Genomic DNA, 23632 nt, shown 5'->3' with positions numbered 1-23632 from the left:
AAGACCTCCATACTATAAACTAACCAAAACAGTTTTATTTCATTTTAAATCAAAAGACTGATTAACTCACAAAAACAAAAAACTTAACTATTAAATAATCACATATGAAAAAAGTAATTGCTATTCTAGTTTTAATAATATCTCAATTCTCTTTGTTTTCTCAAACAAAAAATTGGAACACATCTGCTGGTACTAACCCAAGAAGCCTAAATTTTAAAAATGGTGTTTTTAATAATAACATGGAATATTTTGCCATGGCAAAGGTTTCAGACAAAAATAGCACCGACTATTACAAAAATGCAACTGGCCAATATTACCTCAGCAAAGATTGGGAAAAATGTCGAGTAGTTACCAAAGACAATAAAGATTATGTTTTCAATACTTGTAACTACAACATATATGACAAAAGGTTTGAATATATTATAGACAACACAACCTTCTTTTTAAAAAAAGATCAGGTATCCTCTGTTTTTATCAATAAAATGAAGTTTGAACCATCAACACTGAAAATTGAGAACGATAATAACTATTATCGACTTATATACGCCTTTAACAATAACCTTAAACTTATAGAACTTTACAAGCTAAAGAAAAAAAGCATTCCCTCTTCATCTAGTTTAGGATTGTATGTTAATAAGGTAGAAAAGAAAGTTAAAAAATTTATACTAAAAAATGATGAACTTATTCTTTTACCTAAGTCTAAAAAGAAAATATTAAGCTTGCTTGGTAAAAAATATGAGAAAGAAAAACACAAAAAACTAAATATTAACAAAGAAGAAGATCTTATCACACTAATAAAGTCATAAAATCGCACCTAAATTTAAACGAATATATAGTTACTGAGTACGTTGTTTTATTTTTCTTGTACTAACTAAGGCAACTATGATTCCTTTAATATTTTTTAATTCCTTAAGAAAAGGTACACTTTTATAGTAATATCTTCTTATAAAACCACAAGTGTTATTAATATCTATTCTAAAAATGAACTTCTTTTGTGTTAAAAAATTGTTTATTTAAGATATATTTATGATTTTAGCGCTTAATTAATTCAAATAATTACATAATGAGAACAAAGTTTAATGGAATTTTAACGCTTCTTTTGGCGTTAATTGTGCAAATATCCTTTGCACAAGAGAGAACGATTTCAGGTACTGTTTCAGATGAATCTGGTCCATTACCGGGGGTTACGATTTTAAAAGAAGGTACTACACAAGGTACTGAAACAGATTTTGATGGAAATTATTCTATTCAAGCAAAGACAGGAGATATTCTTGTTTTCAGTTTTGTTGGTATGAAAACTACCAAAAGAACTGTTGGAGCTTCAAATCAAATTAATATTGTATTAGAAACAGACAATTTACTAGAAGAGGTAGTTGTTGTAGGTTATGGTACCACAACTAAAAAAGCTTATGCTGGTACAGCTGCTGTTATTGATACAGAAAACCTTGAAGCTAAATCATTTTCAAACGTATCTCAAGCTTTAGCGGGTGAGGTTGCTGGTGTAACTGTAATTAACACATCTGGTCAACCAGGTACCGTTGGTACAGTTCGTATTCGTGGATATGGTTCTCCTTTAGGAAACAGAAGTCCTTTATACGTTATTGACGGTGTTGCATTAGGTAGTCAATTTAACTTAAACTCAATCAACCCTGCAGATATTAAAAGTACTACTGTTTTAAAAGATGCAACGGCAACGGCTATTTATGGGTCGAGAGGAGCTAATGGAGTTATCTTAATTACTACTAAGTCTGGAACTTCTTCGGCTGAATCATCTTACATTGAAGCTGATGTAAAAACAGGGGTTAACTTTCAGTCTATAGCTAGATATGATGTTGTTCAAAGCCCAGAAAAATATATTGGTTTAGTATGGGAAGGATTATACAACAGAGGTGTTGGTGCAGGAGAAGCTGATCCAGTAGCCTATGCTAATGGATTATTATTGTCTGATAATGGTATTGGTTCTGGTTACAACATGTGGGATGCTGCAACTGCGGCTGACTTAATTGACCCAAGTACGAGAACTGTAAGACAAGGAGTTAACAGATTATTCACTCCTGAAAAATTTGCTGATGAGGCTTTTGGTACTGGAATCAGAACTGAAGCCAACTTAAGATTAGGTGGTGGTTCAGAGAAATCTAAGTACTTCTTCTCTATGGGATATTTAGATGACGCTGGGTACTCTATAAACTCTGATTATAACAGAATCACTACTAGATTAAACTTAACTTCTGATATCAAAGATTGGTTAGAAGTAGGGGTTAACATGGGATATGCTTATTCAGAAACTAATAACAACGGACAAACTGTTGGTTCAGAGAACTTATTTGAGTTTGCTGATAAAATGGCTCCAATTTATCCAGTTTTTGCTAGATACCCTAATACTGGTGACTTAATCCCAGATCCTGTTTATGGAGGTGCTCAATACGATTATGGTACGCCAACGGGTACTACCAATGGTTTTACAAGAGCAAGACCTAACGCAAACTTATTAAACCCTATCGGTTCGGCTGTTTTAGATATTAACAGAGCTGAAACTCATGCCTTAAATGGTAATGTTAATGCTAAATTTAAATTATCAGATGAGTTCACTTTTGAAACTAGATATGGTGGACAGTATTCATTTGATAGATTTGCTTCTGCTGATAACCATGTATATGGTACAGGAGCTAATAATAATGGAAACTTATTCTTGAGAGATCGTATCAGATGGTCTCAAACATTCACACAGTTATTACGTTTTGAGAAATCTTTTGGAGATCATAATTTCGATGCTTTAGTTGCACATGAAACTTTTGAATACAGATTTGAAGAATCTGGTCAAAATAAACAAGAAGTTATTGTTCCTGGTTTATTAAACTTAGATAACTACTTAATCTCTGCTAGTCCTGCTTATGGTTATAAAAATGGTTCTGCTATAGAATCTTACTTTGGTCAGGTAAACTATAACTACTTAAACAAATATTACTTAACTGGTTCATTAAGAACTGATGGTTCTTCTCGTTTCATTAAAGATAAGTGGGGTGTATTTGGTTCTGTAGGTGCTTCTTGGGTAATTAGTGAAGAGGACTTTATGTCTAACAGTATTTTCTCTTACTTAAAAGCTAAAGTTTCTTGGGGTGTTACTGGTGATCAAGATGGTGCTGATGCAACTGACGCATTTAATGTGTTTGGTTCAGACGTTGCAGGTGGTAGACTAGCATTATTCGAAACTACACCTGGTAGAGATGAGTTAACTTGGGAAACTTCAAGAATGTTACAAGGAGGTATTGAAGCTTCTTTAGGTAACTATTTAGACGCTAATTTTGATTACTATAGAAAAAATACAGATAACCTTTTCTTTAACCAAAGAGTTGGTCCTTCTGCTGGATTTTCTTCAATCTTAGTAAATGATGGTGAATTATTAAACGAAGGTTTTGAATTTGATGTTACAGGTCACATTATTAACAAACAAGATTTTAAATTAGATTTATCTGTTAATGGAGAAATCTTAAATAACGAGTTTGTTACGTTACCATTAGACCCTACAACTGGTAAGCAAAAAATCATTGATGAAAACTCTAGTTTAGATGGTGCTTATGCATATGCTCCTGGAAGATCTATGTTTGATTTCTATATGAGAGAATGGGCTGGTGTTGATCCTGCTGATGGTGCTCCAATGTGGTACCAATACTATGATGATAAAAATGATAACGGTGTCTTAGATGCTGGTGAAGGAGATTTTTCAACTCTTGAAAATGGAGACGCTTCTTCTACAAGTTCATTATATGAGTATGAGAAGTTATCTTCAAATACGAATATTAAAAGACAAGTTACCAAGACTTATGCTGATGCAACTCAAGTATACTTAAACAAGTCTTTTATTCCAGACTTAAGAGGTTCTTTTAGATTATCAGGTAAAGTTAAAAGCTTTGACTTCTCTACTCAGTTTACTTATAGCTTAGGTGGATATGCTTACGATGGTCAATATGCTGAATTAATGAGTGATCGTTTTGGTGCCGCTGGTAATAATTTTCATAGAGATATATTTAACAGATGGCAACAACCAGGAGATGTTACTGACGTTCCTGCTTTAACAGATAACTTTATTACAAACGGTACATCTCAATCTTCTAGATTTATTACTAGTACAGATTATATTGCTTTAAACAATGCTAGAGTTGGTTATACAGTTCCAAGTAAGTTTATGGGAGAATCTGGAATTGACAATATCAATATCTGGGTTTCTGGAGATAACTTGTACTTAAATAGTGCAAGAAAAGGATTTAATCCAAGTGTAAGAGAAAATGGTAGTTCTGCTAGACGAATTTATGCTCCAGCAACAACCGTTACTTTGGGGGTAAGAGTTAAATTTTAAAAAATTTACAAAATGAAAAAAATATTAAATATAACTTTATTAGCAGCAGCTTTAAGCATCTCTTTTAGTTGTAGCGATGAATTATTACAAAACAATGGAGTTTCAGGTGAATCTCAGCCTACTGATGAATTCACTAATGCTCAATTAGAGCAAGGAGCTTTAACAAACGAAGAAATACCAGCAGCATTCATTACTGGTATATATGCCCAAATGTTCCAAACTGGTACAGGTGGTACTAACTTGAACCATGATGATTTTGGTCAAAAGGGATATGATATTTACGGAGATATGCTTTGTGGTGACATGGCTTTAAGTGTAAGTACTTATGGTTGGTACCGTTCAGAAATCACTGAATTTCAAGCTCCTTTAGACTTCACTAGAGGTAGAAACAGAATGGTATGGAGATATTACTACAGACTTGTTAGATCTGCTAACAACGTAATTCAAACTTTAGGAGGTAATGATTTTACTCCTGAGACTGATTTTAACAAGCATGCAATGGGACAAGCTTTAGTAATGAGAGCACACTCTTATTTCTACTTGACTCAATATTTCCAAAAAGAATATAATGCAACTGAAGAGATTTTACCTTTATACATTGAACCTATCGGATCTAATCTTCCAAAATCTACTGCTTCTGAAGTATATGATTTAATGGAGAAAGACTTAACAGATGCTATTACTTTATTAAATGGATTTAATAGAACTGATAAAGTTCAAGTTAACCAAGATATTGCTAAAATGATGTTAGCTTATGTTCTTGGTGCTAAAGGAGGTAGAGATGCAGAAGTAGCTACATTAACTCAACAAGTTATTAACTCAGGAAACTATACAATGTTAGCTTCAGGTGAAGTTACTAACGGTTTTAGTGACTACGCCTCTCCAAGTTGGATGTGGGGTGTAGATCTTACTGAGACAAACGAACTAGATTTAGTTTCTTGGTGGGGGCAAATTGATGCTTTCTCATATAGTTATGCTTGGGCTGGAGATTATAAAGCTATTGATTCTGACTTATATGCTGCTATCCCTAATGACGATACTAGAAAAGGTCAATTCTACAATGTTTCAACTAGTGGAAGATACTTACAGCCATTATTCAAGTTTTTTGCTTCTAGCGAAATTGGAGGTACATCAAGAACTGTAACTGCTGACTACGTATACATGCGTATTGAAGAAGCTTACTTATTAAATGCTGAAGCAAATGCAAAGAGTGGTGCTGAAGGAGCTGCTAGAACATCTTTAAAAGCTTTAGTGGAAAGAAGAGTTCCTGATGCTTCTTATATCGATGGATTAACTGGTCAAGCTTTATTAGATGAAATTTACTTACAAACTCGTATAGAATTATGGGGTGAAGGTAAGAGTTTCTTAGCAATGAAGCGCTTCAAAGCTACCACTTCAAGAGGTGCTAACCACCTTTCTTTTGTAGGTGAAGCTATACCATACAATGATGAGAGAATGCAATTTGAGATTCCTTTAGATGAGATTCAAAACAATCCATTTATCTCAAACCAAAACCAATAAACAACTTTTTTTAAAAGCCACTAATCCTAATAGGGTTAGTGGTTTTTTTATTTCTCAAACCAATAACTATAAAACTCAATAATTATGAAAAACATAAAATTACTATTTCTAGCTATAGCTGCTAGCTTTTCTTTAACTAGTTGTGAAGACGAGGTTGAACCTCTAAATACGAACTACATTACTTTTAGCAAACCTTCTTATTCTACAGGTGTTGATGTTGGTTCTACTACTACTTATGATGTGACCATTTACACAGCTAATCTCACTAGTTCTGATAGAACTTTTACTGTTTCTGTAGATATGGAGGCTACTAATGCTGATGCTGGTTCTTATACTGTACCTAGCTCAATAACTATTCCTGCAAATCAAAATGAGGCTACATTACCTGTTCAATTATCTGATGTTAATCTTGGTATTGGAGTTAATAAATTAGTTTTAAACTTTGGTACTGAAGCTGGACTTTCAAACGGTGGCTCAACAACAATTAATTACATACAAAATTGTACTGAAATAACAGGAACATTAGATATTGTTTTTGATGGATACGGTAATGAAACTAGTTGGGAAATTTTAGACTCATTAGGAGGTGTTGTTGCCTCTGCTGATTTAGGAACATATAGTGAAGGACAAGCTTCTGCCTCTATACCAGTAACACTATGTGCTGGAAGAAACTTTACCTTTGTTATTAATGATGACTACGGTGATGGTTTAAGCTATCCTGCAAATGGTACGTATACACTTACTATAGGGGGTGTTGTTAAGGCTTCAGGTGGAGGAGATTTTGGTTCTTCTGAATCTACAGACTTTGACACTAACTAATAGTTAAGTTATTTTAAAATAAAAAAACCACCTCACTTGAGGTGGTTTTTTTATACCACAAAATCAACTACATTTGCAGTATGGAACAAAACACAAACATTTTTGGTATTAGAGCCATTATAGAAGCCATAGAAAGTGGTGCTTCTATTAACAAAGTATATCTTCAAAAAGGCTTAAGAGGTGATTTATTTTTTCAATTAGACAAACTTCTTAAAAAAAACAAAATATCTACTAGTGTAGTTCCTACTGAAAAACTTGATCGCTTATCTAAGCATAATAATCACCAAGGTGCAGTAGCCAAAATTTCTCCAATAGAATTTTGTGATTTAGAAAGTTTAATAGAAGAAACTTTAAATGCTAAAACTACTCCTCTTTTCTTATTACTAGACCAAATTTCTGATGTAAGAAATTTTGGTGCAATTATTAGAACTGCTGAATGCACTGGTGTTAACGGAATTATCATCCAAAAAAGCGGCAGTGCTCCTGTAAATGCTGAAACTATTAAAACTTCTGCTGGTGCTGCATTCAAAGTACCTATCTGTAAAGTAGATCATATTAAAGATGCTATTTTTCAATTGAAAGCCGCTGATATTAAATTAGCTGCTGCAACTGAAAAGACAGAATCTTCTATTTTTGATGTCGATTTCAATCAACCCATAGCTATCGTAATGGGATCTGAACACAAAGGTGTAAGTAATTCTGTGTTAAAAATGGTGGATTACAAGGCTAAACTACCTCTTTTAGGAGAAATAGAATCGTTGAATGTTTCAGTAGCCTGTGGTGCTTTTTTATATGAAACAGTAAGACAACGCTTATAAGTTAAGAATCCTGCTTTTAGCAGGTTTTTTTATTCTTCCTCTTTGTAAACATAGTTATACCTTATTTCTTGTAACTCTACTTCTTCTTCAATTGGTGGTATATAATTTCCATGTTCATCAAACATCTCATCAAACTCCGTTTTAGAAAACTCAAACTTTTCTCTTACGATTCCTTTTCTTCTATACAATAAAGAAAGAACAAAACCGGTTATTAATCCAGATAAATGCCCTTCCCAAGACATTCCTTCTTTTATTGGAAGTACATACCACACCATACTTCCATATAAAAAAATGGTAATAAAAGAAACAGCTACTAATCTGTAATTCCTTTTTATAATTCCACTAAAAAGCACAAAGCTAAAAAGTAAATATACTATGCCACTTGCTCCAATATGATATGACTCTCTAGCGATGATCCAAGTTAATAATCCAGTCACAAGCCCTCCATATATCAAAACTTTTGCTGCTACTTTAGTATAAAAATAAAAAAGGCATGCAGAGAGCACAAATAAGGGAACAGAATTGTTAAAAAGATGATTGGTATCACTATGTATAAAAGGCGAGCAAAAAACCCCTTTTAAACCACTAAAATTTCTTGGAAATATTCCTAATTTATTAAAATTCCATCCAACTTTTATTTCCAACCAGTAAACAAACCATATTGTAAAAACAAATAGTAGAGGAATGGTAAAAACAGCCGGAGAAAATTTTAAATGTTCTTCAGTTTTCATACAATTGAAAGTAACAAAAATAAATCCAAAGTAGCATTTCTGAAGTTCTGTCATAAATCTTTGTTATTTTTACATTATGAATCAACCTTTGGCAGAAAGAATCCGTCCACAAAATTTAACTGATTATATCAGTCAACAGCATCTAGTAGGTGAAAATGGTATTTTAACCAATCATATAAAACAGGGAATTATTCCTTCTTTAATTTTATGGGGACCTCCAGGAATTGGTAAAACAACCCTAGCAAATATTATTGCAAATGAATCTGGACGTCCATTTTATACTTTAAGTGCTATTAGCTCTGGCGTAAAAGACGTTCGTGAAGTAATTGAAAAAGCGAAGAAAAGCGGTGGACTCTTTACACAGAAAAACCCAATTTTATTTATTGATGAAATTCATCGTTTTAGTAAATCACAACAAGATTCTTTATTAGGAGCTGTAGAAAAAGGCTGGGTAACTTTAGTTGGTGCTACTACTGAAAACCCTAGTTTTGAAGTAATACCTGCCCTACTCTCTCGCTGTCAGGTGTATATTTTAAATTCTTTTGATAAAAATGATTTAATTGCCCTATTGCATAGAGCTATGGAGAGAGATGAAATTATTTCTCAAAAAAAAATCAGTTTGAAAGAAACAGATGCACTACTGCAAGTTTCTGGAGGTGATGCTCGAAAGCTCTTAAATATTTTTGAGTTATTAGTTGCCGCTGAGGATAAAATCGAAGTTACCAATGAATTGGTACTATCTAAAATTCAGAAAAATACCGTTCGATATGATAAAACTGGTGAACAACATTATGATATTATTTCTGCCTTTATAAAGTCTATAAGAGGTAGTGATCCCAACGCTGCTGTTTATTGGTTAGCTAGGATGATTGAAGGAGGAGAAGATGTGAAGTTTATTGCTCGTAGAATGCTTATTGCTGCTTCTGAAGATATTGGTAACGCTAATCCCACAGCGTTGATTTTGGCCAACAATACATTTCAAGCTGTTTCTGTTATTGGCTATCCAGAATCTCGGATTATTTTGAGTCAGTGTGCTGTATATTTAGCGAATTCAGCAAAAAGTAATGCCTCGTATATTGCAATAGGTGAAGCACAAAATTTGGTCAAAACTACAGGAGATTTATCAGTTCCCTTACACTTAAGAAACGCCCCTACCAAATTGATGAAAGATTTAGCATATGGAAAGGAATACCTTTATTCACATAACTATGCGGGAAATTTTATAAATCAAGAATTCTTACCAGAGGAAATTAAAAACACAAAACTATACGAACCGGGTAACAATGCAAGGGAAAATCAGTTCAGAGAATTACTAAAAAAACGTTGGAAAGATAAATACAATTATTAAAAAAAGAGAGTTAGGCAACTCTCTTTTTGTATTTTCAATTAAAACTTTATTTGATATTTCTTAGTCGTTTTTATACCGTTCTTATAACATTCTACATACCAAGAATCTCCATTTTTGTATAAGATTCCGTTTTTATCTTCAATCACAAATACGTTTTTCACATTAGTTTCTAATACTTTGTAAACAACTTCTGGTTTGATATTTACTAACTGAAACCCATTAATTATAGATTGAGCATATAATGTGCTTTCTGAAGTCTTTTTTTCTTCAAGATCAATGTTTTTAGGCTCCATAACTTCAACAGTAGGAGCTAACTGAACTTTTTCTTTACTTTTTACTATATCTACATCTTTTGAAGGAGTATACTTATACTGTAGCTCTCGTATAGACTTAAATGCATTACGAATGGCTTCGTGATATGCTTTTTTATATTCCTTCTCTTTACTTTTACCCATTTGAGATCTGAATACTACTTTATTATAACAATCTCTTAGTTCTACAATGTTTTTTGTTATAAACATACCCGAATCATCTTTAACAACACCTGTCAATGCCAAACATCTATTATCTACTACATCTGCTGGTAAGCTTTCATCTTCTAAAAAAGCTGTAAACCCATATTTATTAAATAAGAATTTTGTTAATGAGCTTATTTGGTATTTATCTCTTCCTTTCACAAAATCAAACTTAGTAGGTACTATAACGTACTTATAGTTATGAATAGGTTTTTGAGCAAAACATGTGGTTGTTATAAATAATGCTATAAAAAGTATTTTTTTCATTCTATTCTATTTATTAAGTGTAATTGTTCTATTTGTTTATAAACATTTCTTTAATTCTGTCAGGGTAGCTACTTGTTGAATTTCTTTTGCTTTTTTTTCTTTTGAAAAGTGTATTGCCCACATTCCAGCATTTATGGCTCCTAACACGTCCGCTTCATAACTATCTCCAATCATTACTGATTGTTGGGCCTCTGCTCCTGCCTTATGTAGTGCAAATTCAAAAACTTTGGGGTTGGGTTTTTTAACCCCAACGCACTCAGAAGTAATTATTTGTTTGAAAAATTGATGAATTCCCGATTTTTTTAATTTTAAGTTCTGTATTTCTTTAAAACCGTTTGTAATAATATGCAAATGATACTTCTTTTCTAAATACTGTAACACCTCTATCGCCCCTTCAAACAAGTAGTTATAATTCGGTAAATAACAAATATAATCTTCTGATATTTCGCTAATTAAACCATCTGAAATTGTATAATTTAAACAATCAAATGTTTCTTTTAACCTACGATATCTTAATTCTGATTTTTCTATTCTATCCTCTCTGTACAGTCTCCAATACTTTAAATTTACAGGAACATACGCTTCTAAAAACTCATCTATTGCAATGATTATTTTTTTTTCTTTAAAAATTTGTTCAAATGTAAGTTTAGAATTCCTATCAAAATCCCATAGTGTATGATCTAGATCAAAAAACAAATGTTGTATTCCTTTTTCTTCGTTATACATTACTTACTATTTTAAGTGTTGAATTGTATAACCTACTCCATCCCCTCCATCTTAAATAGTTACTCAAACTTTCATTATGGAACACTGTAATAAAAGTACCATTTACTGATTTTACCTCATTTTTTAAATCCCTAACTTTTCCTAAAGACTGTTTAGGTGTTAGCTTCATATAATCGTTTAATGTTGCATCCATTAGTGCAAAAGGGAATATTTTTAAAGGGGTTTGAATTTCAAAATCTAAGTCATAAAAATAAAATGGAGTACAAGTGCTGGCACGAAATCCTACATGTGTTGCATATCCCATTGAGTAGTCTTCCTCTATTTCTAAATCTATTAATTGTTGATAGGTTTCGGGTAGCGATACTCGTAAATAATGTTGTCTTGAACGCTTGATAGGCATATTGGTTATTGTTTCTAAACGTTCTTTTTCTTTTTTTAACATTACAGAATCATTCATGGTGTAATATGAAGGGTGCAACCCTACCCTAGCATAATCAACCATGTCTTTTATTAGTAATTTAAATTTTCTTTTGGAAGCAGACACATTGGTATCAAATGTTGTGTAATCGCCTATGAGAAAGAAAAAAATAGTTTTCACATCATGGGTTCTCTTCAACTCAAGAATTTTCTGAAAGGTATCGAAAGGGTCTTTTTTAATATTAAAAAGTACAGCAAATCGATCCCAAATAGTAAAAACCTTTAATTGGGAAACATCTTTTAAAAAGCCACCTATTGTTCTTACAAAACTTTTATGTCTATATGCGTAGGCATTATCAACATCAATCGTTGATAGGTATTGAAATGTTCTTGTTGTATGTTCAAAATCAGGAAACTTTTGTTTTAGAGTCTCTAAAAATTTAAATGCCCAAATATCAACCAAAGGTTTTTCTAAGAAATTATTTTGATAAGCGATACTCTCACTTGCAGTGAATCTTCCATGTTTGTCTTTTATGTGTGGTAAATATTCTTCATATCGTGAAATTAAAAAGAAACTGGCAGCAAAAATATCAAATGGAATTTCTGAAGCTTCTACAGTAGCAAAGAAGCAGGGAACTTCATCCCATTTTTGAATAATTATCTCTACATCTTTTATCCCTTGCTGAAACAACAACTCATTACTCTGAACAAAAAACTCCTTACCCAAAGGTACATTTGTATATGAAAACTTAGGTCCATTATAAGCTACAAACTCTTCTACCTTACCTGTAAAATCGATTTGAACTTGTAAAATACGGGTGAAAATGTGTTTGAAAATATAACGTACTCTCGGAGTAACTTTATGGGTATAAATAAGTATCATAAACAGTAAATAGTAATCGTAATACGATTATAAAATTCCTTCATCTGCAAAGCTAAAATACGCTTTTTCAGTAATTATTAAGTGATCTAATAATTTAATCTCTAAAGTTACTCCTGCTTGTTTAATCTTCTCCGTAATCTCAATGTCAGATTTACTAGGCGATAATTTTCCTGAAGGATGATTATGACAAACAATCACTCCTACTGCTGAAAGCTCTAATGCTCTTTTATACAACAGCCTTACATCTACTAAAGTAGCGGTGAATCCTCCTTTACTCAATTGATGCTTTGCTAACACTTTGTTTGAGTTATTAAGATATAGTACCCAAAACTCTTCATATTGTAAATCACCGATAAGAGCTTGCATAATTTTTACAACATCAATGGAACTCTTTATTTTAGACACACTTGTTCTCTCTTCAAATAGCCTTCTTTTACCAAACTCTAGGGCAGTTACTACAGAAATCGCTTTCGCCTCGCCTATTCCTTTAAACTTCATCAACTCTTCCACCGATAGTTTTGCTAAAGCATTAAGATCATTATTTACCGACAACAATATTCTCTTAGCTAAAGCCACTGCACTTTCATTTCTATTTCCTGAACTTATTAAAATTGCGATTAGCTCAGCATCAGACAATACTGTTTTTCCTTTAGACATTAGTTTTTCTCTTGGTCTATCATCTAATGCCCATGACTTTATAGATATTTTTTCCATCTTTTTCCTTTTTTATAGCTCGATACATTATTTTATTACGTTACAGTTCGTTAATTACTTTTTCTTATAGACCTATAAATATAATTCATTTTTTGCACAACCAAAAGAAGCACAGTATCTTTGCACTCTATCTTTTTTAATTTTTAATATGAAGATTATCATAGCCGGGGCTGGAGACGTTGGTTTTCATTTGGCTAAACTCCTTTCTTACGAAGCGCAAGACACATATGTAGTCGATTTTGATGGTGAAAAATTAGAATATCTAAACAATCATTTAGATGTTATCACCAAAAAAGGAGACGCTACCTCTATAAAATTATTAAAAGAAATAGGGGTAAGCTCTGCCGATTTGTTATTAGCAGTTACTGAAAGCCCTAATACAAACTTTACAATTTCTGTAATAGGTAAAGCTTTAGGTGTAAAGAAGACAATTGCTCGAATTAGCAATCCTGAATTTTTAAACAACCCTTGTATTAACTTCAAAGATTATGGTGTGGATTTTATGATTTCTCCAGAAGAATTAGCTGCAGAGGAAATAAAATCCCTACTTAATCAGTCTTCATTTAATGATACTGTTGCTTTTGAAAATGGAGTTTTCAATATCATGGGAACCACACTTGGGTATAAGTCTCCTATTCTTGACCTTACAGTTAAAGAAACTAAAGAAAAGTTTTGTTTAGTTGACTTCATTACTATAGCCATAAAACGTGAAGGAACTTCTCAAACAATTATCCCACGTGGAGATACAGAATATAAAATAAACGACCAAGTATATTTTTCTGTACCTAAATATAGTATAGACAAGCTCTACCCTATCATAGGTAAAGAATATATCGACATTACAAATGTGATGATTTTAGGTGGAAGTCGGGTTGGTAGAAAAACAGCTAGAAAACTTTGTAAAGATAATTTTAAAGTAAAGCTTATAGAAAAAGATAAAGATAAAGCCTTACAACTTGCTGAAGACCTCCGCAATACTTTAGTTATTTATGGAGATGGTAGAGATTTAGAGCTGTTAGAAGAAGAAAGCATTAGAGAAATGGATGCCTTTGTGGCAGTTACAGGAGACTCTGAAACCAATATTATGTCTTGTTTAGTTGCAAAATCTAAAGGTGTTAAGAAAACAGTAGCTTTAGTTGAAAATATGGATTATATCAATATCTCTCAAACTATTGGTATTGATACTTTGATTAACAAAAAGCTAATCGCAGCAAGTAACATTTTTCGCCATATTAGAAAAGGTGAAATTGTAGCTTTAGCAAATTTACACAATGTTGATGCCGAAGTTTTTGAATTTGAGGTACATCCGGGTGCTAAAGTAACCCAAAAAATAATTAGAGAATTACGTTTTCCTAGAGAAGCCATTATTGGTGGTGTGATTAGAAACGGAGAAGCATTAATGTCTTTTGGTGATTTTCAAATGCAAAGTGGTGATAAAGCCATTGTTTTTTGTTTACCAGAAGCCATTAGTATTGTAGAAGATTTATTCAAATAATGGGAAGCCTTAATCTTAAATTAGTTTATCGTTTTTTAGGAGTTACAGCCATCCTTAACGGACTGTTTATGTGGCTTGCCTTACCCATAAGTTTTTATTACGACGAATCCGCTAAATTGGGAATTCTAAATGCCGGAATCATTACCATAGCAATTGGTTCATTATTATTTTTTTTTAATAAACCCGATAACAAAAACATTCACAAAAAAGAAGGCTATCTTATTGTTACTTTAGGTTGGCTTACCTTATCCTTTACAGGTATGCTCCCTTACTTGCTTACAGAAAGCATTCCTAGTGTTGCCAATGCTTTTTTTGAAACAATTTCTGGATATTCAACCACGGGTTCCTCTATTTTAACTGATATTGAGTCTATGCCTAAAGGTATTTTGTTTTGGCGCAGCTGTACTCATTGGATTGGGGGAATGGGAATTATTGTGCTAACTATTGCTATTTTACCATTACTAGGCATTGGAGGAATGCAACTTTTCATGGCAGAAGCTCCTGGGCCTTCAGCTGATAAGTTACATCCTAGAATTACTGATACTGCTAAACGTTTATGGTTAATTTACGTTTTATTAACTGCTCTTGAGTTTGTATTGCTGAAGGTGGCAGGAATGACTTGGTTTGATGCCATTAATCATGCCATGGCAACTGTGAGTACTGGTGGATTTTCTACTAAAAATGCTAGTGTAGCTCATTGGAATAATGCTCCATTAATTCAATACATTATCATCTTTTTTATGTTTATTGCCGGTACCAATTTTGTACTTACCTATTTCGCTTTAAAAGGAAAGGTTAAGAAAGTAATACAAAGTGAAGAATTTAAGTACTACTTCTTTGGAATTATTGGAATTTCTACCATTGTGGCCTTAATGATTATCTTCTTTCAAGACCCCAATTTACAAACCAGTATTGAGCATCCTAAAGTATGGGGAGAAGTGGAAAGTGCTATCAGACACTCTTTATTCTCTGTTATATCTGTAGTAACCACGACAGGATTTGTTACCGCCGACTTTACAATGTGGAGCTTTTTTGTTACTGCAATATTCTTCTCTTTATTTTTCTTAGGAGGATCTGCAGGGTCTACATCAGGAGGAGTAAAAATTGTTCGCCATATCATTATGTTGAAGAATAGCTTTTTAGAGTTTAAAAAATCACTCCACCCAAATGCAATAATACCAGTACGCTATGATGGAAAAGCAGTAAATCAAACGATTATTTTCAATATACTTTCCTTCTTTGTGCTTTATATGTTAATTTTTATAATAGGCACTGTAGTTTTAGCTCTTTTAGGTTTAGACATAAAATCTGCCTTAGGAGCCTGCGCCTCCTCTCTAGGTAATATAGGTCCCGCTATTGGTAGTGTAAGTCCTGTAGATAATTTTAATCATTTATCAGTAGGAGCAAAATGGTTTTGTTCCTTTTTAATGTTAATTGGACGTTTAGAGCTTTTCACTGTGTTAATTTTATTAACCCCTTTCTTCTGGAGAAAGAACTAACTGAGCTAACATACTACCAGTAAAGAACTTTTCTATGTAAACGGATATACCTTAAAAATATACGTTTACGTACTAATCGAGCACACTTAAACAATAGAACTAAAGTTTAGTTTGGTTTGTTTTTAAATTTGGTTTAGAAAACAAATATTCAACATTTAGCAATTTCACAAACTTGTGACAGACACTGTAATAAACAAATAATTAAACAGTTACACAAAGCATATTGTTTTTTTTACTAAATTGTTGTTCTTAACATTAACTACTAAACTTTTTATTTATGGAACCATTTTTAGGTCAAATTACGATGTTCGGAGGAAACTTTGCTCCAAGAGGTTGGGCATTTTGCGATGGACAATTACTGGCAATTTCACAAAACTCTGCTTTATTTTCAATTTTAGGAACCACGTACGGAGGAGACGGAAGAACAACTTTTGCTTTACCCGATTTAAGAGGTAGAGCTCCAATAGGCCCTAGAAATGGCCCTGGCTTAAGTGATTATAGATTGGGTCAAAGAGGAGGGGTAGAAACGGTTACCTTAAACATTACTCAAATGCCAAGTCATAATCATGCAACTCAAAACAATACAGCTGCTGACCAACATATTCAATTAAGTGCTGATGCTGGTATTCGTAGTACTCCTCAGGCAGGAGATGTTCCTGCTGGAGCAAGTTTTGGATCTGGTATTAGTGCCACACCTGTAAATGCTTATGGACCAGCTAACAATACTGTTAATGGACAAACTATTAGTGCTAATGCTGGTTTGAATATACTTAATACAGGTGGAAACCTACCACATACTAATGTACAACCTTACTTAGCTGTTAATTATATTATTGCTTTGGTAGGTGTTTTTCCTTCTAGAAATTAACTTATTTGCTATAATTCATTTGATAAAATAAAACTCTAGTGAAAATCATTAGAGTTTTATCTGTAAAATTATTTAACCAATCATATACTAAATAAAAATGAAACATCGTTACTTTAAATTCTTATTGAATATACTTGTTTATTTTGTGCTTATTTTTTCTAATAAGCAATTGAACGCTCAGACCCCTAGTACTATGGAATTTGGTTCATCAACTGTGGTTTTAGCAACTGGTACAAATCCTAGTGCTGATCAATCAGTTAATTCTCTATTAAATAGCTTTGATATCTCTAGTACATCTAGTGGTAACATTGTTCTTGCCTTTGCCACAAATGGGAACGGAGTAGGTACTGATGCAATTGGTGGAGCCTCGGATGCTGTATTAGCTTGGGCAGGAAACGGTACTTTTTCTGTTAGTTCTGGAACACTATCAACAGATAGTGGTGGGGAAATAGGTATTACATCAATGCAATTTGCTTACCAACAAGCTATAGGTGGTAGCACACTTGATTTCACATTCATTGGTAAAAAAGATGGTGCAACAGTTGGTACACTTGTCTTAGTAGACCCTGCTCATAACTCTGCTATAAATATAAACTTAGCTTCACCTACTACAGGTTCTTTTTCAGATATTGACGAAATAGTTATAACACCTGCTACTCCTATTTTTGGGGGATTTTCAATAGATGGTATGGTAGTTACATCTGCTTTTTCCAATACAGCACCTGTAATTGGAGGAACAACCGCTGATCAAAGTGTAAATGATAATAGTACTCTTTCTCCTTTTTCAAGTATCACAACTACAGATGCAGATGGAGATAACTTATCTGCTACCATTACATTAGATAATAATGCAAAAGGAATATTAACAGGTACGGGACTTTCTGGTACTGGTCCTTATACTATAGCTAGTACTACACCTGCTGATTTACAAACAAAACTAAGAGCTTTATCTTTTAATCCAACTGATAACAGAACAGCTACTTCAGAAACAACTACTTTTACAGTTGTAATAAATGATGGTACTACTGATGATACAGATAATACAACAACAGTAATTTCAAATGCAGTTGCACCTGCTGTTTCTAGTGTGAGTGTACCTGCCAATGCTACTTATGTAACAGGACAAAATTTAGATTTTACCGTAAACTTTGATGAGAACATAACTGTAAATACTACAGGTGGAATACCTCAAATAGCTATTACTATTGGTGCTACCACACGCCAAGCAACCTATATTAGTGGTAGTGGGACAAGTGCTTTGGTTTATAGACATACGGTGCTTTCAGGTGATTTAGATACTGATGGTATTGCTGTTGGAACTTTAGCTGCCAATGGGAGTACTTTAAAAGATGCTGGAGGAAAAGATGCTATCCTAACTTTAAACAGTGTTGGGGCTACAACTTTTGTTCTAGTAGATGCTGCTTCTCCAACCGTTACAAGTGTTAGCGTACCATCAAACAATAATTACCTTACAAGTCAAAACTTAGATTTTACCGTAAACTTTAATGAAAATGTAACTGTAAATACTACAGGAGGAACTCCTCAAATAGCTATTACTATTGGAGCTACTACGCGTCAAGCAGCTTATTTAAGTGGAAGCGGAACAAGTGCCTTAGTTTTCAGGTATACAGTACAATCAGGTGATTCAGATACTGACGGTATAGCTGTTGGTACTTTAGCAGCAAATGGAGGAACGTTAAAAGATGCTGCTTCTAACGATGCTATTTTAACATTAAACAGTATTGGTAATACCACCAATGTTCTTGTTGGTATAGAAACCGTCACTTGGTCTGGATCTACTGATAACGATTGGAATACAGCATCGAACTGGAGTCCTAGTGTAGTTCCTCCTACTAATGCTAATGTTATTATCCCATCTAGTTTAACAAACTACCCAACAGCTTCATCAGCTGTGACTTTTAACTCTTTAACAATTAATAACGGTGCTTCTTTTATACCACAAAGTACTGTTACTGGTACAGTAACTTATAAAAGAAGTTTACCAACTACAAACTGGTACTTAGTATCACCTCCTGTTGCTGGTGAAACTTTAGAGGATATTATTGCTAACCATACCTTGGCTTCTGGAACTGGTGGTAATTTAGGATTAGCTCCTTATAGCAATATTACTGGACCTGCATGGTTATATGTCCAAAGTGGTAATACAGGAACAGTAACTAATGGAACAGGTGTTTCTATTAAGTTAGCTACTCCTGGAGAGGTTTCAATTAGTGGAACAGCTAATACTTCTAATATTGCTAAAGCTATTTCTACAGGTAGTAGAACTAATTACAACCTTGTAGGGAACCCGTATACATCATATATCAATTCTGCTAGTTTTACAGCTGCAAACTCATCTATACTTACTAGTGAGACTATTTGGTTATGGAATGGTACGCAATACATCACCCGAAATGCAGTTAACCCAATTGAAATTGCTCCAGGGCAAGCTTTCTTTGTAGAAGCTGCATCAAGCAACAATGTTATTTTTGCTTTTTCAAACCAAAGTCATCAAAATTCAGATACATTCATGAGACAGGAACCTATTCCTTCAATTGAATTATCTGTTAATAATAACGATATCAAGAGGTCTACACAAGTCTTTTATGTATCAGGAAAAACTACGGGATATGATAGAAGTTATGATTCAAAAATGTTTGGTGAGGACTCTTCTGATTTAACTATTTTCACAGAGTTACTTACTAATAATCAAGGAGAAAAATTAGCAATTCAAACATTGCCAAATACTGATCATGAGAATATGGTTATTCCTGTTGGTATACATGCCAAAACTGGTAAAGAAGTAACGTTCTCTATCAATGCTAAAAACTTACCTACCAATGTAAATGTATATTTAGAAGATAGAGTTAATAACCTCTTTACTAACTTATCTGAAGAAAACTACACTGTTATGCTTGCAAATAAAACCAATGGTATAGGTCAGTTCTATTTACACACCAGTGCTAAAAAACCAACAGAAATTGATTCTTCTATTGACAACATCAGTATTTACGGTTCTTCAAATAATGAAATTACAATAGTTGGCTTACAATCAAAAGCAAATGTAGCCATCTACTCTGTTTTAGGTAAAGAAGTTTTAAATCAAAATATAACATCTAACGGTGTTAGTAAAATAAGTGTTCCTGGTATAGTTACTGGTGTGTACATTGTGAAGTTAACATCTAATTTAGGAGAAACTTCTAAAAAAGTAATTTTAAAGTAAACAAACTACTAAAGCCGAAGAATCATGAAAAAAAATATAGAAAATAACGACACAAAAAAGAACGAGATTACTCGTAAAGAAGCGATAAAAAAAATAGGGAATTACGGTAAATATGCAGCATTAACTGCTCTAGGTACCTACATGATATTAAACCCTAAAAAAGCACAGGCACAAAGCCCTGAAGACCCTGGTCAAGATTTCTAATTTTATTTAATATTTATATTAAAAACCTCGATAGTCTTATCGAGGTTTTTATTTAACATTTAACTAATACAAGCCACTTATAAACAGTTAATTAATTTTGTACTTTGTACTCTACAAAAAAGATTACAAAATGAGACAAAATTACTTTTTGATAGTATTTTTACTATCATTCTTTTCTATTCATGGGATATTTTCTCAAGAAATTTTCAATGCAGATTTTTCTAACGACGGTGATGGCTTTCCCGATCATACCACATCAAATCCACCCGCAACAGGTCCACAAACAACAGCTAATTTTGGCACGTCGCCAAATCAATGGTATTTATCATATGATACAGCTCCTAATTCTGATACCTCTGCTAATTCTTTTAAAGTAATGAGTGGTGCTTTAATTTCAAGTGATTGGGGAGGACAAGGTATATTTACGAGCCAACCCATTGACATTTCTTCTACCTCTGTAATAAGCATATCTGCAATAGGTGAAAATGTTGGGGCAAACGATAACTCGTTTAAGTACTTTTACATTCTTGATGGAGGAACTAGAGTTGAAACTGAAGTAAGTCCAACAACTAATGGAGACCCAGTAAATTACTCTATTATCAACCTTGACGTTTCTGGAAGTTCTACCTTACAAGTTGGTTTCGAATTTAGCGAAAATGGTAGTGGAGATGGGTACTCTATATCCTCTTTCACTGTTTCTGAAACCTCCGATCCTTCGGTTGGATTTGACAATGCTTCAAGTTCTGAAAATGAAACTAACATTCCTTTTAATACTTTGATTCCTGTAACTTTTTCTAATTACTCTTCAGATGTAACAATAGGTGTAAATATTAATAGTTCAAGTACAGCAGAAGTTAGTGATTATACATTAAACACACCTTCCTTAACGTTTACTAGTAATGCTACCCAAAACATATCAATAACTATTAATGATGATATAGACTATGACAGCGAAACTATCATTTTAGATTTGGTGATTACTTCTGGAACAGCTAACATTACCATTCAACAACACACAATAACAATTAATGATGATGACATACCAATTGTTATCAATGAAATTAATGCAGACCCAGATGTAACCAACGGAGATGCAAACGGTGATGGAACTGTAAATACTTCTGAAGATGAATTTGTTGAAATTTATAATATCAGCGGAGTTGATCTAGATCTTTCAGGTTGGATTTTGGCAGATGCTGTTAGCGATAGACATGTTTTCCCAAATACAACTATTTTACCTGCTAATGAAGCTATTGTTATTTTTGGAGGAGGAACTCCCATTACAGTACCTGGGTTGGTTCAAGTAGCTTCTTCAGGTATATTAGGACTTAATAATGGGGGCGATTCCGTTATTATTAAAAACAATTCTGGTAATGTCGTTTTAACAGAAACATATGGAGCTGCTGGAAACAATCAGTCAATTGCAAGAAATGAAGATTTTACGGGTTCTTTTATAGAACACTCAACAATAACATCTAATCCAGTATTGTTTTCTCCAGGGAGAAATAATACTGACAATACTCCCTTTTCATCAACAATAAAATGGACAGGAACGACAAGTAATGATTGGAGTACTGCTACCAACTGGTTAGACAACTCTTTACCCGTAGCGACAAGCAACATTGTTATTCCTTCTAATTTAACAAAATACCCAACAGCTTCATCAGCAATTACTTTTAACTCTTTAACAATTAACAATGGGGCTTCTTTTGTATCCCAAAACACCGTTACGGGTACAGTCACTTATAATAGAAACTTGGCAACCAATAACTGGTACTTAGTCTCTTCTCCTGTAAATGGAGAAACAATAGAAAACCTAATTAGTAATAATACTTTTGATACTGGTACAGGAGGCAATATAGGTATAGCTCCTTACAACAATAATGGCACTGCATGGAACTATAAAAATATAAGTTCTACTGGAAGTGCTACTTCTGGTAAAGGTTTCTCTGTTAAATTAGCCACTCCTGGTGATCTTAATTTTACAGGAACCATAAATAATAACAATATTACCTACCCTATCACTCAAAATACAACTAATTTTAACCTAATAGGAAATCCATTTACATCGTATATAAACTTAGGTACCTTTCTAACCGATAATAATATGGCTTTAACAGAACAAACTATTTGGTTATGGAATCAAGCTACTGGAAGCTATGATTTAAAAATGTCTGGAATAGATGCTGCTTTCCAAATTGCTCCTGGTCAAGGTTTTTTTGTTAGTGCAGCCTCTAATACAAATATTACTTTTAATGCTTCAAACCAAAGTCATCAAACAGATTCTTTCCAGCGAACACCAAGGACTACAATTAATTTAATTGCTACTAAAAACAAGGTCTCTAAAAGCACCAAGCTATATTACATAGCTGGTACTACTACAGGATTTGATAATGGTTTTGATGGTACTATGTTTGAAGGCACTACTGATAAATATACTCTTTTCACACAGTTAGTAACCAACAACAAAGGTAAAAATTATGCGATACAATCATTACCAAGCAAGAAAATGGAAAGCACCATTGTACCTATTGGGCTTACGGCCTTGACTGGGCAAACAATCGAATTTTCAGCTCAAAGCAATAATTTACCAGCCAACATTAAAGTATATTTAGAAGATAGAGTTAACAATACGCTAATTAATTTATCAGAAAATAATTACAATGTTACTCTTACAAGTGATGCCAATAATATTGGACAATTTTATTTACACACTAGCTCTAAGGTTCCTGAAGTTAAAGACATCAATACTTCTTTAGATAAAATTAGCATTTATAATTCTTCACATAACGAAATTACAATAGTTGGGCTTCGAACTAAAGTTAAAATAACGGTGTACTCAGTTTTAGGTAAAGAAATCCTAGCCCAAAACATAACCTCCAACGGGGTTAGTAAAGTAACGCTTCCCAATATATCTTCCGGAGTATATATTGTTACATTAAAAACTGATTTAGCGGAAGTTTCTAAAAAAATAATTTTAAAATAACCTATCAAGCTATTAATAATCATGAGGAAAGACATGAAAAACACGAATACAAACTCTGAAGATATTACTCGTAAAGAAGCTCTAAAAAAAATAGGAAATTATGGTAAGTATGCTGCATTAACTGCATTAGGTACTTATATGATTTTACTACCTAAAAAAGCACAAGCTCAAAGTCCGGAATCTCCGGGTGATGGCTTTTAAAAACCATTAAATAATTTTACCAAAAACCTCGATAGTTTTATCG

18 protein-coding genes are annotated in these 23632 nt (G+C 33.1%); 13 read left to right on the top strand and 5 right to left on the bottom strand.

Features of this window, described 5'->3' with window-relative positions; translation table 11 throughout:
- Window positions 1-104: 104 nt before the first annotated feature.
- The 5 genes from V1T75_RS13390 to rlmB all read left to right on the top strand — a co-directional run bounded on the left by V1T75_RS13390 (window position 105) and on the right by rlmB (window position 7512).
- Entirely contained in the window at window positions 105-806 is a 702-nt protein-coding gene (locus tag V1T75_RS13390; protein ID WP_330489031.1) for a hypothetical protein, read from the top strand.
- Between the two features lie 257 nt (window positions 807-1063).
- Window positions 1064-4354: a SusC/RagA family TonB-linked outer membrane protein gene (locus V1T75_RS13385; protein WP_330489030.1), complete on the top strand. Its 3291-nt coding sequence runs from the start codon at window positions 1064-1066 to the stop codon at window positions 4352-4354.
- Between the two features lie 12 nt (window positions 4355-4366).
- On the top strand, window positions 4367-5875 hold the full coding sequence (locus tag V1T75_RS13380) for a RagB/SusD family nutrient uptake outer membrane protein (RefSeq protein WP_330489029.1): 1509 nt from the start codon (window positions 4367-4369) through the stop codon (window positions 5873-5875).
- Window positions 5876-5959: 84 nt separating this feature from the next.
- Window positions 5960-6694: a hypothetical protein gene (locus V1T75_RS13375; RefSeq protein ID WP_330489028.1), complete on the top strand. Its 735-nt coding sequence runs from the start codon at window positions 5960-5962 to the stop codon at window positions 6692-6694.
- A gap of 80 nt (window positions 6695-6774) precedes the next feature.
- Entirely contained in the window at window positions 6775-7512 is a 738-nt protein-coding gene (gene rlmB / locus V1T75_RS13370; RefSeq protein ID WP_330489027.1) for a 23S rRNA (guanosine(2251)-2'-O)-methyltransferase RlmB, read from the top strand.
- 29 nt (window positions 7513-7541) lie between these two features.
- Here rlmB and V1T75_RS13365 read toward each other — a convergent pair whose 3' ends face one another.
- Complete coding sequence (locus V1T75_RS13365; RefSeq protein ID WP_330489026.1) at window positions 7542-8243, bottom strand: rhomboid family intramembrane serine protease; 702 nt, start codon at window positions 8241-8243, stop codon at window positions 7542-7544.
- Between the two features lie 76 nt (window positions 8244-8319).
- On the opposite strand from V1T75_RS13365, the gene V1T75_RS13360 reads away from it, so the two are divergent.
- A complete protein-coding gene (locus tag V1T75_RS13360) occupies window positions 8320-9591 on the top strand; it encodes a replication-associated recombination protein A (protein ID WP_330489025.1) in 1272 nt (423 codons plus the stop codon).
- A gap of 38 nt (window positions 9592-9629) precedes the next feature.
- On the opposite strand, the gene V1T75_RS13355 is transcribed toward V1T75_RS13360, so the two are convergent.
- From V1T75_RS13355 to radC, 4 genes are read right to left on the bottom strand one after another with little or no spacing between them, the layout of a single operon-like run.
- Entirely contained in the window at window positions 9630-10373 is a 744-nt protein-coding gene (locus tag V1T75_RS13355; RefSeq protein WP_330489024.1) for a hypothetical protein, read from the bottom strand.
- 36 nt (window positions 10374-10409) lie between these two features.
- On the bottom strand, window positions 10410-11099 hold the full coding sequence (locus V1T75_RS13350) for a YjjG family noncanonical pyrimidine nucleotidase (RefSeq protein WP_330489023.1): 690 nt from the start codon (window positions 11097-11099) through the stop codon (window positions 10410-10412).
- Window positions 11092-12399: a polysaccharide deacetylase family protein gene (locus V1T75_RS13345; RefSeq protein ID WP_330489022.1), complete on the bottom strand. Its 1308-nt coding sequence runs from the start codon at window positions 12397-12399 to the stop codon at window positions 11092-11094. The genes V1T75_RS13350 and V1T75_RS13345 overlap by 8 nt, the downstream gene beginning before the upstream one ends.
- A 27-nt stretch (window positions 12400-12426) precedes the next feature.
- Window positions 12427-13113, bottom strand: a complete 687-nt coding sequence (gene radC, locus V1T75_RS13340; protein ID WP_330489021.1) for a RadC family protein — start codon at window positions 13111-13113, stop codon at window positions 12427-12429.
- A gap of 148 nt (window positions 13114-13261) precedes the next feature.
- On the opposite strand from radC, the gene trkA reads away from it, so the two are divergent.
- The 7 genes from trkA (at window position 13262) to V1T75_RS13305 (ending at window position 23589) form a co-directional block, all read left to right on the top strand.
- Entirely contained in the window at window positions 13262-14608 is a 1347-nt protein-coding gene (trkA, locus tag V1T75_RS13335) for a Trk system potassium transporter TrkA (RefSeq protein ID WP_330489020.1), read from the top strand.
- The gene (locus V1T75_RS13330) at window positions 14608-16107 is read left to right on the top strand and encodes a TrkH family potassium uptake protein (protein WP_330489019.1); all 1500 of its coding nucleotides are present in this window, start codon (window positions 14608-14610) and stop codon (window positions 16105-16107) included. The genes trkA and V1T75_RS13330 overlap by 1 nt, the downstream gene beginning before the upstream one ends.
- Window positions 16108-16384: 277 nt before the next feature.
- The gene (locus V1T75_RS13325) at window positions 16385-16975 is read left to right on the top strand and encodes a phage tail protein (protein WP_047789854.1); all 591 of its coding nucleotides are present in this window, start codon (window positions 16385-16387) and stop codon (window positions 16973-16975) included.
- Window positions 16976-17072: 97 nt separating this feature from the next.
- Window positions 17073-20198, top strand: a complete 3126-nt coding sequence (locus V1T75_RS13320) for a T9SS type A sorting domain-containing protein (RefSeq protein WP_330489018.1) — start codon at window positions 17073-17075, stop codon at window positions 20196-20198.
- A gap of 24 nt (window positions 20199-20222) precedes the next feature.
- Entirely contained in the window at window positions 20223-20402 is a 180-nt protein-coding gene (locus V1T75_RS13315; RefSeq protein ID WP_330489017.1) for a hypothetical protein, read from the top strand.
- 130 nt (window positions 20403-20532) lie between these two features.
- On the top strand, window positions 20533-23388 hold the full coding sequence (locus V1T75_RS13310; RefSeq protein WP_330489016.1) for a lamin tail domain-containing protein: 2856 nt from the start codon (window positions 20533-20535) through the stop codon (window positions 23386-23388).
- A gap of 33 nt (window positions 23389-23421) precedes the next feature.
- Window positions 23422-23589, top strand: coding sequence for a hypothetical protein (locus V1T75_RS13305; RefSeq protein WP_330489015.1), 168 nt, complete (start codon window positions 23422-23424; stop codon window positions 23587-23589).
- Window positions 23590-23632 lie beyond the last annotated feature (43 nt).

Source organism: Tenacibaculum sp. FZY0031, assembly GCF_036350695.1.
Classification (GTDB): Bacteria; Bacteroidota; Bacteroidia; order Flavobacteriales; family Flavobacteriaceae; genus Polaribacter.
The sequence above is the reverse complement of the archived record's forward strand: the minus strand, read 5'-3'. Positions and strand labels throughout refer to the sequence as shown.